General features: G+C 53.6%; 9 protein-coding genes. 6 read left to right on the forward strand and 3 right to left on the reverse strand.

Going from position 1 to position 12285, the window contains the following annotated elements:
• Positions 1-8: 8 nt before the first annotated feature.
• From LZ463_RS22255 to LZ463_RS22280, 6 genes are all read left to right on the forward strand, one after another.
• Positions 9-374: a response regulator gene (locus LZ463_RS22255; protein WP_241458490.1), complete on the forward strand. Its 366-nt coding sequence runs from the start codon at positions 9-11 to the stop codon at positions 372-374.
• A gap of 45 nt (positions 375-419) precedes the next feature.
• Complete coding sequence (locus tag LZ463_RS22260; RefSeq protein WP_241458491.1) at positions 420-965, forward strand: chemotaxis protein CheW; 546 nt, start codon at positions 420-422, stop codon at positions 963-965.
• Positions 966-1076: 111 nt separating this feature from the next.
• Complete coding sequence (locus LZ463_RS22265) at positions 1077-2882, forward strand: methyl-accepting chemotaxis protein (RefSeq protein ID WP_241458492.1); 1806 nt, start codon at positions 1077-1079, stop codon at positions 2880-2882.
• Positions 2883-2990: 108 nt separating this feature from the next.
• Positions 2991-6992: a hybrid sensor histidine kinase/response regulator gene (locus LZ463_RS22270; RefSeq protein WP_241458493.1), complete on the forward strand. Its 4002-nt coding sequence runs from the start codon at positions 2991-2993 to the stop codon at positions 6990-6992.
• Positions 6993-6994: 2 nt separating this feature from the next.
• A complete protein-coding gene (locus LZ463_RS22275; protein ID WP_241458494.1) occupies positions 6995-7471 on the forward strand; it encodes a hypothetical protein in 477 nt (158 codons plus the stop codon).
• Positions 7472-7473: 2 nt separating this feature from the next.
• Entirely contained in the window at positions 7474-7911 is a 438-nt protein-coding gene (locus tag LZ463_RS22280) for a hypothetical protein (protein ID WP_241458495.1), read from the forward strand.
• Here LZ463_RS22280 and LZ463_RS22285 read toward each other — a convergent pair.
• From LZ463_RS22285 to LZ463_RS22295, 3 genes are all read right to left on the reverse strand, one after another.
• A complete protein-coding gene (locus LZ463_RS22285) occupies positions 7905-8708 on the reverse strand; it encodes a hypothetical protein (protein ID WP_241458496.1) in 804 nt (267 codons plus the stop codon). The genes LZ463_RS22280 and LZ463_RS22285 overlap by 7 nt on opposite strands.
• A gap of 144 nt (positions 8709-8852) precedes the next feature.
• The gene (locus LZ463_RS22290; protein ID WP_241458497.1) at positions 8853-10205 is read right to left on the reverse strand and encodes a sigma-54-dependent transcriptional regulator; all 1353 of its coding nucleotides are present in this window, start codon (positions 10203-10205) and stop codon (positions 8853-8855) included.
• On the reverse strand, positions 10202-12109 hold the full coding sequence (locus LZ463_RS22295) for a sensor histidine kinase (protein WP_241458498.1): 1908 nt from the start codon (positions 12107-12109) through the stop codon (positions 10202-10204). Before LZ463_RS22295 ends, LZ463_RS22290 begins: the two co-directional genes overlap by 4 nt.
• Positions 12110-12285 lie beyond the last annotated feature (176 nt).

Genomic DNA, 12285 nt, shown 5'->3' on the forward strand with positions numbered 1-12285 from the left:
AGCTGATCATGAGCATGAAAAAAGCACTCGTAGTTGACGATTCCAGCGCTGAACTGGCCAATATCAAATCCATACTGTCCGATGCAGGTTATCTGGTGGTGACAGCGTCCAGCGGCAAGGAATCGCTGGAAAAAGCCAAGGCAGAAAAACCGTCCATTATCTTTCTTGATATCGTCATGCCTGAGATGGACGGCTACGAAGCCTGCCGCAACCTGACACAAGACCCTGCGACCAAGGACATCCCCATCGTATTTGTCAGCAGCAAGTCGCAAAAAGCTGATCGCATCTGGGGACAGTTGCAGGGGGCCAAAGGCTACGTTTCCAAGCCTTACACAGCTGACCAGATCATCGACCAACTGAAAATCGCTGCCTGATGACATAAGCCTGGAAGTAGCAGGTCATTTACAAGCGGAGTTGTCATGAGTCAAATTACGTCCGGCGATGCCGGTCAGGCCAGGGAATGGCTGCCTCCCAGTGTTGCCTTGCAGCGCTTTACACCACCGGGTGACTTGCTGTGGACCGATGCCGCGCCAGTAATTGAAAGAAAACGCTACGGCTACCGTGTCGGATCGCTCAACCTGCTGATCAGGGCAGAGGTTGGCAGTGAAGTGATACGGCCGCAAGCGCTTGCACCTTTGCCTGGTGCGGCCAGCCACCTGCTTGGCCTGATCAATTTGCGCGGCAATCTGGTACCTGTCTTTGACCTGGGCCTGGTGTTGTCTGGCCGACGTTCGGAAATCACTGCCGGTAAATTATTCCTGATACTGGACAAGGCAGAAAATGCTGTCGGCATGCTGATAGACAGTTACCCCCAGCCTTTGACTGCGTTGCGCACGATTACGCAAATGCCGCAATTACCGGTTTCGCTGGAAGCGCATGTACCTGCAGCTTACGTGAAAGACGAGAAGGTCTGGCTGGATTTTAATCACGAAAGTTTTTTTGAAAAACTCAGCCGTAGTTCCTGAGCCCAATTCCAATATTGATTTTCAAATTAGACCCGGATCGACAGCAGGTAATTCGCACCACGACAATCTGATTCACTGTTCTTTGTTGATGTTCCACCTGTGGAGAGCAAAATGAAATTACGTACGCCGAATATTGGTACCCGGCTGAGTCTGGGTTTTACCGCAGTGTTGTTGTTGCTGGCAATCACAGCCTGGCTGGCTACATCCAACCTGAAGTCCATCAATGAAGGTACGCACCGTATTGTGGATGGTAGCTATCCCAAGGTAGTGCTGGCATACAAGATGCTCGGTAATGTCAATGCGAACGCACGTTCCATGCGTAATATGCTCTTGCTCAATGATGCTGCGGCGATAGAGAAAGAACAGCAACTGATTCTGTCCCGCAGGCAGAATCAGGATGCCAATATTGCCGGTTTTGAAAAGCTGATCGCCAGTGATGAAGAGAAGGCCATCTTCGATACGGCAACTGAAGCCAGGAATAAATATGGTGTTGCGCAAAGGGAGTTCCTGCGTCTGGCAACCGAAGGCAAGAAGGCCGAAGCCAGCGCCTGGCTTCTGGGGAATCTGCAGGCTGACCAGGAAAAATGGTTTACTTCCATGGATACCCTGATCGACTATCAAACCAGGCTGGTGAACAAGGACGGTGCAGCCGCCGACAGTACTTACCAGAATTCAAAAAATATCCTGTTGGCGGTGGCTGCTGCATCCATCCTGCTGGCTGGTGCAATTGCTTACCTGATGACACGCAGTATCACCCGTCCGGTTACACATCTGATTGGCGTCATGCAGAAATTGACGCAAGGCGACGCAACAGTACGTGCCAATAGCAAACTGCCCGACGAGATCGGCAAACTTTCGCGCCAGTTCGACAGGATGGTGGATGAGCGTGAAGCCAGCCGCAAGAGCATAGAAGAAGAAAATGAAAAGCTCAACGAATCTGTGCTGGTCTTGTTGCAGGCGGTGGCGCAACTGGCGAACAGGGACCTGACAGTCAAGGTCCCTGTTTCTGCTGACGTGACCGGCGCGGTATCCGATGCGCTCAACCTGCTGACCAGTGAAACAGCCAAGGTGCTACGCGATGTAAGTAATATTTCTGCCGACGTGACCGAGGCGACGCTGAAAGTGAAAGAGCAGTCAGATAACGTGTTGGCTGCGGCGGCAGAAGAAAGGCTGGAAGTGGAACACACCACGGTGTCACTGTCGACAGCATCAGAAGAAATGCGCACTATTGCCGACCTGGCCCAGAACTGCAATCGCGCTGCTGACAATGCGATACGCTCCACCAAGCTGGCGATGGAAACCGTAACCAGTACAGTAGGCGGTATTAACAGCACCCGTGAAATCATCCGCGAAACTGAGAAGCGGATCAAACGCCTGGGTGAACGTTCACAGGAAATTTCCGGTGCCGTCGGCCTGATCAATGCGATTGCGGAACGTACCCATATCCTGGCGCTGAACGCCAGCATGCATGCGGCATCAGCCGGTGAAGCAGGCCGCGGTTTTGCGGTGGTTGCGGATGAGGTGCAAAGGCTGGCAGAAAATGCGCGCCAGGCGACTTTGCAAATCTCTGGCCTGGTCAATAACATCCAGCTGGAAACATCCGATACGGTCAATACCATGAATTCGGCCATTGCCCAGGTTGTGGAAGGCAGCCGTCTGGCAGAGCAGGCCGGTTTGCAGATGCAGGCAACACAGAATGCTACGACAGAATTGGTGGAGTCGGTACAGCAGATTGCCGTCAAGTCTCAGGACCAGGCCAAGGCCAGTGAAGAATTGCTTGATCGTGCTATACAGATCAAGAAAACCAACCAGGTGACCAGTTTGCAACTTGATGAGCAGTCCGCACAAACCAATAACCTGGTGGAATACGCCAAGATGCTGTTGTCCACAGTCCGTGTATTCAAGTTGGCAGCCTGAACAGGCAAATGTGTTTTTGATTTTGAATTTTGGGTAAATCCAGAGCAGGCCCTGATTGCATCAGGCCGCAAGCAAGGCAGGGCTGCTCATCACAAAGTCTGAGGCGATATGGAACAGCTAGAAAACCATGCTACAGATTTCAGCCATATTGTTCTCGGCGCCCTGGACGAAGTGTTCAATGCCCTTGAAGCCGATACTGTTCATTCGACCGATGTCAGTGAAGTCACGCGCGCGCTGGCCTGTTATATAGAGCAGTTACGTCGCATCCGTGCGGCTGCTTCAGCGGCAGACATGCCTGGTCTGCATTGGGTCTGTGCTTTGATAGAGCGTAATCTGATCAGCCTGCATAACCAGAATCGTCATCTCAGTGAAGAAGAGTACTGCCTGCTTAATGAATGGCCAGACCTGCTGGCAAGCCACGCGCTGAACCATGGTGACAAGAACATAGAAACCCTGATTACCCATTTGTCGACTGCCAGCTGGCCTTTGCCCCTGAGTCAGATCGACAGCAATGAATTAAGGCAGTTGCTCAACACCGACCCTTTGACACCGGTTGATGAAAGTGAAGACCCACCGCCGCTGTTTCTGGTGCCGTCTGTGGAATCTGTGAGTGAAAAAAATGTGGAAGGTGAAGCAGAAGTAAATCGTGTCGATGCAAACACAGTTACGAATGCAGACGCTGGCGCCAGTGAAAATTCCAATAGTCATCGCGGCGAAGATACGCATCCGGTGCCAGCACCGGGGCCGGAAACCGTGGCAGAAACCCAGGATATCAGCGTAACGGATGTACTGGATGCGGAAATTGAACAGTCCATGGATCTGAATTTGTCCTCTGGCCTGCATGATGCCATTGATGCCCTGGTCATGACCCTGGCTGCCGATGAGAATTTTGGCCATGGTGGTGAAAGCGATACCACGACCCTGCAATGTTATGCAGCCCAGCTACAGGCCTTTTCCACCTGTGCGTCCCAGTTGGCGATGCATGCCATTGCCGATGCTTCTCATGGTTTTGCGGATGTTGTCAGCATGCGTTCAGAAACCCGGCAGACCCTGGATGAAACCGAACTGGCCATCCTGAACCGCTTCCCGTTGATGCTGATGGATGGGATCGCTGATCCGGAAAATCCCGAGTTGGTAGCAGGCTTGCTCGATGTGATTTATGACCCTGTATGGAATAAGGAAACACCAGACCTATTGACACAGACGGAACCCGAACCAAACGACACAAGTTTTGAACATCGCTATGTGGCCGGGCAGGAAATCAGTGAAGACATGCTGCATCTGTTTGCCAAGGAATTTGGCCTGATGAGTGACATGCTGGCAGAAGACCTGGCAGCAGTCATGACAGCTGATCAGGAGAAGCTGGCTTTGGCCAAACAAAACTACGTTGATGCTTTGGTACGCGTAGGGTCAACCGCCGCATCCGTCGGCCTGACCGCATTGAACCAATTGCTGGGTATCGTTGCCAGTCGTGTTGCCTCGGTGAACGGTGCGCCAGACGATCAGCAGCATGCCTTGCTCGGTGAATTGCCTTCACGTTTGCTCAATTATCTGCAGCAACCCACAGATGAAGTGGCTGCCCTGGAATTACTGAGTCTGGTGCTTGACGCTGCCTGGCCCGCTGGTGATGCGCCGCCAGCCGGTGAAAACCTGTTTGCTGAATTGATCAATGTGCAGGTGACTGTCGCCGAGGGCGAAGGAACTGAAGAGGCCATCGTCGTCACAGCCAGCGATGTGTCCTTGCAACTGCCCGATGATTTGAATACAGAACTGTTTGATGGGCTGCTGCAAGAATTGCCTGTGCAGGTGAATAACTTTACGTCGGCCATAGAAAAATTTTCCAGTGGCACCGGCAGCATGCAGGATATCGAGCAAGCCAAGCGCGCAGCGCATACGCTGAAAGGAGCAGCAAACACCGTGGGCGTGGCAGGTATCGCCAATCTGACCCATCACCTTGAAGATTTGCTGATAGGTCTTGGCAACACGCGCAGCCTGCCCGACAAGGATCTGGCGGACTTGCTGACCGAGGCTGGCGACTGCCTTGAAGCCATGGGCGAAGCTGTCATGGGCAGCGGTTCCGTGCCGGAACAGGCACAGGAAATCCTGCAGCAAGTCTGTGACCATGCGCGCCTGATGCGCAACGGTGAGTCGGGAGTGGAGCAAATCAAATTGGTCACAGAGGATGATGCTGTCGATCAGAAGCAGCCTTCCGCGGAAATGCAGACCGGCGGCGTGGTACTGGATTTGGTGGAACCAGGTTCACATGCAGCTGAACCCATGCTGCGCGTGCCTGCCAAGGTCATTGATGAATTGCTGCGGCTGGCCGGTGAAAATGTCATCTCGAATGCGCAAATCCAGGAGCAATTGAAGCAGACACAGAAGCAGTCCAAGGCCATACAGAAACATGACATCCTGTTCCAGAAACTGATTGCCGACCTGGAAACCCTGGTTGATGTACGTGGTATGGCTGGTCCGCAAAAGATGGCCAGCATCAACGCGCATGACGGTGATTTTGATCCGCTGGAATTTGAACGGTATAGCGAGCTGCATACCATTACAGCGCAACTGGTGGAAGCGCGTACCGATGCGTTCGAGATGTCCAACCACATCGATGAACAGTTGAAGGGTCTGGCGGAATTGCTGGAAGTGCAGCGCCGCCTGCAAATGGAAAACCAGCATGCCGTCATCCGTACCCGCCTGGTGCCGGTTACTACTGTCGTCTCGCGTCTGCAGCGCAGCGTACGCCAGACTTGCCGTTTGCTGGACAAGCAGGTCAACCTCAACATACTCGGCGCCAATACCAATATCGACAGCAATATGCTCAATGATCTGACCGATCCCCTGATGCATATCTTGCGCAATGCGGTGGATCATGGCATAGAGGATGCGGGTGCCAGGCACACAGCAAGAAAACCTGTAATCGGACAGATAGAATTGAGCTTCGCCCGCGAAGGCAGTTCCATCGTCGTGCGCTGCAAGGATGACGGCGCCGGTCTGGACTATGAAGCCATACGCCGTACAGCAATCAAGCGCAGGATGATCAGTGCTGACCGTATCCTGTCAGAAGAAGAACTGGCCCGGCTGATACTGATGCCGGGATTCTCCACCCGAGAGATCAGTACCCAGACTTCAGGACGCGGCATAGGCATGGACATGGTGCATGCGCGTATTCTGGAAATGAAAGGCTCACTGAACCTGCGCTCTGTCGCCGGCCAGGGCCTGGTGGTGGAATTGCGCCTGCCAGCCAGTCTCTTGTCTGAACATACCTTGATGGCGCGTGTAGGTGGCAACATGATGGCCATCTCCAGCCGTCGCATCATCGACATCCATTACATCACTGATGCACAGATAGACATGATCGCTGATCAACAGGTATATCGCGTCGGCGATGCCGTACATAAATTGCTCAAGCTCGAACAGTTGCTGAATATGCCGGCCAGGCAAAAAGACGCACACAGCTATGGTTACCCTGTATTGCTGATCAGTACGGATACGGGTGCCACCTGTGCGATCCAGGTGCCTGAGCTGGTGGATGGCCGCGAAGTCGTTGTCAAGAAATTTGGCCGCTATGTGCCGCGGATACAGGGCACCATCGGCGCGGTCATTCTCGGTGACGGCAGCGTCGCACCTGTCATTGATTTGCCTGAACTGCTGAGAGCATCAACCAGGCAGGAGTTTGCCGTGGACGAGGCTTATGTCTCTGTGTCCACTGATACCGCTGCGCAGGTCAGCCATGTGCGTACTGCGCTGATTGTTGATGATTCCCTCTCTGCACGGCGTGCTACTGCACAAATCATGCGTGATGCAGGATATGAGATACGTACCGCCATTGACGGCCTCGATGCAGTGGCCCGTATTGATGAAGAGTTGCCCGACGTAATCCTGGTGGATATGGAAATGCCGCGCATGAATGGCCTGGAACTGACCAGCCATGTACGTGCACGCAAATTGGCCAAACATATTCCTATCATCATGATCACTTCGCGCTCCACGCAAAAACACCGGCAGCAAGGTGACGCCGCTGGTGTCGATGCTTACCTGGTCAAGCCCTTCAGTGCAGATGCCTTGCTCCAGCATATCAACCGTCTCACTGGCAATACAGGAGTCTGATCATGGGTGCAATGATGCCGGGCATGCAGCAAGAGGTGCGCAATCGCATATTGCTGTGCATCGATGAGTTGCAACTGATGTTGCCGCAGGGAGAAGTCTGTGCCGTGGAATCGGCTGCTGATGTCAGGCGTGACGAAACACTGGCGCCTGCCATAGGGCAGATTGCCTATCTGGGGCAAAACTGGCCGGTGTTGTGCCTCGATGGTGAATTTACCGCAATGGATGTGTTGGCCCCTGGGCGGCGTGCGTGTGTGATGCTGGCGACAGGCAAAGGTTTTCTTGGCCTACTCTGTGATGATGTCAGGGTATTGAAGCAGCCAGGGACTGAGGACTATTCCCTGCCCGTCGCCATGCGGACCGCCAATACACCGGTACGGGCTTTAATGCAGTTTGAATCAGGGCTGGCCTGCATCAGTGACACCAGTCACTTGCTGCAATTTGGCGCCATGGCTAAGGTCTTGCAGCAAGGGAGGAGCTAAACATGGCTGGTGCAAACGCCTGGATGCTGGATGTTGGCGATGGTAAACGTGTTGCTATTGGTCAGCGCGAACTGATACAGATCATCGATGGTACGGATAGTTTTACAGTACCGCTGGCACCGCCCCATATGCGTGAAGTGATCTTCTGGCAGAAACGGGCCGTACCTGTCATGCAGTTACCCATCTGCGTTGGTGGTGAGGCTTGTGAAGGCAATATACTGGCCCTGGTTGCTTACCTTGATAGTGATGGCAAGACAGCGGGTCTGGGCGCGATACACCTGGCTGCACCACCTGTACGTGTGTATGTCGATGACGGACAGGCCGCTAGCCTGGATGACGAAAATCCGGCATGGCGTGACCTGGCCATATCCTGTTTTGAACAAGGTGGCAAAACCGTGCCGGTCCTGCATCTGAGCCGTATCTTTTCAGCACTTCATTGACGATCAAGAAGATCTTGCAGCCTGGTATAAAAAGCCAGGTCTTTGGTGTGCTGGCCGCCTGGTTTTCCAGACGGTGTCTCTGTCAGAAAATTCAGCGCGTTCAGAACGATGTCACGATAAGTATCCAGCCTGTCGCTGACATGTTGGTCAGCGGGCTTGATTTGCTCACCGCTGCCAGCCCTGCCAAATATGGCACTATGCATGATCAGGCTGTAGGTCATGACATCGTCTTCATCCATGTCATCCACCATGTTGGCCCAGGCTTGCAGGAATTCTGCTGGCGCATCACGCGGCGGGAAATGCATGGTGATGGCTGCACCGATTTCTTCCTGATGATTATGACTGAGATCGACGCTATAGCCATCTGGTAATAGCAGATTGGTTGCGCCTTCCCTGCTCAGAGTAGAGGTGTTGATGGTCTCCGCCAGGCCATGTACGTGTTGTACTACGGCGAGTTGATATGCGGAAAGGTTTTTCAGGAAACCCTGGGGATCGCTGATGCCATTGCTGTTGTAAGCCTGGTTAAGTATGCAGGCATAGGCCAGGGTATCTTGCGCGCTGGTGCCGCGCCGCCTGGCCATTTCTGAATAGAGATCACCCATGACCGAAGGTTTATTGTCCTGATCAGGCACGCCATTGGACGCCAGCGCGAGGCTGCTGTCGATACCTGCCTGTTCGTCCGCATAGCCTGCATAGGCTGCCTTGAACTGTTCGTAAAAGTAGCTGTCAGGGGTTTTGGGGGCAACATACAGCTGTGATAATTTTAAGCCCTGCTGACTGACCAAGCTGATGCTCATAGCCCCTCCGGCAAAAAAATTGGCAACAACCAGGATCTACATGGCAGGAATAATTGACTTTAACCCTGATGGTGACGTTGTCGACAAGTAGAAAATAAAGCTTGTGTTCAAATATTCTGCACCTTAAAAGCCTGGCTTGCCAGTTCAACGCATGCCATATCTGCGCATTTTGTTTAGTAAACCAACGCGGGAAATGCCAAGTTGCTTTGCAGCATGGGTGTGGTTGTGTTTATTGTCGTCCAGGGCTGCGAGTATCAGGCGTTTTTCCAGGGTGGCCACTTGTTCTTCGAGCAAACCACTTGCTGTAGCGGTCGGCGGGTCAGCGACTTCACCGCAGGCCAGGGCCAGGTCATCGACAGCAATGTCCGGCAAGTCGCCCGCCAGGGCTGAAGCGGTTTGCAGACAGTGCTGCAATTCCCTCACATTACCGGGCCAGGGGTGGGAACTCAGCCATTCCAGCGCAGCCGGGGTCAGGCGCTTTGCTGGCTTGGCACGGGCAGCGATGGACTGGGCAATCAGGGCGATGTCTTCGGCTCTGTCTGCCAGGGACGTAGTGCGCATTTGTATGCCTTTCAGGCGATAGTACAAGTCGTCGCGAAAACTTTTTTCTTCTACCATCACCGCCAGGTCACGATTGGTAGCGGCGACGATGCGCACGTCGACGCTGAGTTCGGCACGGGCGCCAATGGCAAAAAAACTGCCGGATTGTAAAAAGCGCAGCAACTTGACCTGCATGGCCAGTGGCATTTCGCCAACTTCATCGAGGAACAGGGTACCCCCATCCGCAGCGGCGATCAGGCCCTTGCGGTCACGGTCAGCTCCGGTAAAGCTACCCTTGCAATGGCCGAATAATTCACTCTCAAACAATTCTGCCGGTATTGCGCCGCAATGCACGGCGATAAAGGGTTTACTGGCGCGCTTGCCGTGGGCATGCAGGGCACGCGCTACCAATTCCTTGCCGGTACCACTGGGGCCGGTGATCATCACTGGCACATCGGTAGGCGCGATACGCCTTACCAGCGAGCGCAACTCGCTGAGTTCATTGCTGATACCCAGCAAGCCCATGGTATTGTCGTCGGGGGCGGCGCGGTTACGCCACTCTGCCAGTTCTTTCTCAAGACGGCGTTTGCTCATTGCCCTTTCCACCACCACGCGCAAAATGTCCGGGTCCAGCGGTTTGGGCAAGAAATCCCAGGCGCCAAGCGCAATCGCACGTAAAGCCAGTTCACGATCAGCATGACCGGTCATTACCACCACTGGCACTGGCGCCAGACCTGGTAACAAGGCCAGGCCTTCATCAGGCGTAAAAGATGGTGGCAGGGCCAGATCAAGCAAGACCAGGTCAAAGTCATTACTGGCGACCAGTTCTTCCACCTGTTCTGCCGTGGCTGCCAGTTTGACGATATAGCCCAGGCTGGCCAGCCAGTTGCCGCACAGGCGTTGAAAAGCTGGTTCATCATCGACCAGCAGTATGGTCTGTGTGTTTATATTGTTCATGTTATAGATTTCACTGAAATTGCCAGAGGCAGGTAAAGTTCAAAACAGCAATTCCAGCCCGGGCAATTGACCAGGGCGACGCTGCCTCCATGTGCTTCGGCCATCCTTCGTACTATGGCCAGGCCGAGGCCGGTACCACCGGGACGACGGCTCTTGAAAGGCTGGAACAGATTGACTATCAGCTCGGCGGGCACGCCAGGACCGTTATCGCAAATACGTATTCTCAGCAATTGGCTATCGCTTGGTTGTTGTGCCTCTATGCGGATGCGCGGATCATTGCGGCCACGTAGCATGGCGCAGGCATTATTGAGCAAATTATTGAATATCTGCTCGACCCGCAGGCGATCTGCCAGCAAGCAGAAAGCATGGTCAAAGGCAGTCTCTATGGTAATGCCGGTGTTCTGGCCTTGTGTGGTGAAAGTCGTGATGACTGGCCTGAGCAATTCTTGTAAATCCAGCGGCTGGCAATGCAGCCTGATTTCCCCGGAATAGCTGAGCAAATCCTGGATCAGGTGATCGGCTCTCTCTATCTGTTCACGGATATCACTACGTACCTCGGCCGGGCAGGACACGGTAGCCATGCTGATGATATTGAGGGGGTTGCGTAATTCATGGGCGACCGTGGCCGCCAGTCCACCCAATTCCAGCAAATGGGATTGTTGCAGGCGCTGGTTTTCTTGTGCAGCATAGCGTAACAACTGGTCAAGGCGGCCAGCCGCTGCTGCCAGCAAGTCGCCAAATACCGCGCCCGCTCTTTGTACCCCGGGTGTGGCGCCTTCCCAGCCATGCAGGGTGTAATGCCATTCATCCTGCCCGCTGGCCTGGCTGTGCTGGCTAAAGAACAAGACACAGGTTTGTTCAGGTTTGCTGATGTCTGTACCTGGCTCGTTTGCCAGCAGGACGGGCATGGGTTGCCGCAAATGTATTTGCAATAGGCCGGATGCCACGTCGGCCAGTTCTTGCCAGGTGCTGGCAGCTTCCAGTTGCTTGCGCCATACTGTCAGTACGCTGGCATCGAGTTGCGCACCGGGGAATATCAGTTTTTCCATCAGGCTGCGGGTAGGTCTTTCCAGGCTAAGCGTAATCGTCAGCATGGCGGTGCCGAGCAACCACAATTGCCACAGGGGCAGCGCAGCCAGGGGGCTGAAGCCGGTTTGTGCCAGCAGGCTCAGTAGTAAACCGGCAGTAGCGACCATTGCTACTCCCAGGGCCAGCCAGACCAGCAGACGATTAGCCCATAAATTGACTGCCATGATGTCGTAACGCAGTATGCCAAACACCAGCAGCACGGCGTAAAAAGGCAGCAGGATAACGCTATACGGGAAGATATCAATACCAAACGAGGCATTCAAAAACATCAGTGTAGAACCGGAGCCCCACAATCCGGCCAGGCACAGGGCGGTAATCTGCCTGCGCTTTTTATCTGTGGCCGCCGGCCATTCCAGCATCAGCAGGATATAGGCCCAGATACTGAGCCCGCTGACAAAAATACCGGGTATCCAGCCCCAGGCCGGGAATATATAAAAATGCTTGAATCCCAGCCAGGGTACCAGGCTGCCCATATCAAAAAAAGCGATCAGTGCGATCAACACCACGGCCAGCATATACCAGGCAATGATGTGCGAACGTCGCAGGCGCCCGAGAAAGCTCAAGACAAAATGCAGGAAGAACACCGCATTCAAGGGGCCGGTATTGACCAGCAGTTTACCAAACTGACTGACACTGTCATTACCAAGATTGATGGCCAACTGGCCACTACCCCATAAACCTATGCTCATGCAAAACAGGGCCAGGGCCTTCATGCCTGGTTGCTGGCCTGCTTTTACCCATAGCCAGATGGCCAGCAAGGTGCTGATCAGACCTTGCAGTGCGAGCGAAAAATAATAAATCTTGTAGGCATCCATGGCAGTTAACTGTCAACTAACTTGATAGTGAATTTCAGTCAACTATATAGCAAACTTACAGCTGTTGCCGAGGCTTTGTTTGAATTTCCTTATAAAACAATAAGTTATGGAGAATTTTTGGCTGGCATAGCCCTTGCGAATACATGATCAGGCAAGACGTTTTTTGACGATAGTTT

The sequence above is a fragment of the Undibacterium paludis genome, from assembly GCF_022568815.1.
In the GTDB taxonomy this organism is placed as follows: domain Bacteria; phylum Pseudomonadota; class Gammaproteobacteria; order Burkholderiales; family Burkholderiaceae_D; genus Undibacterium.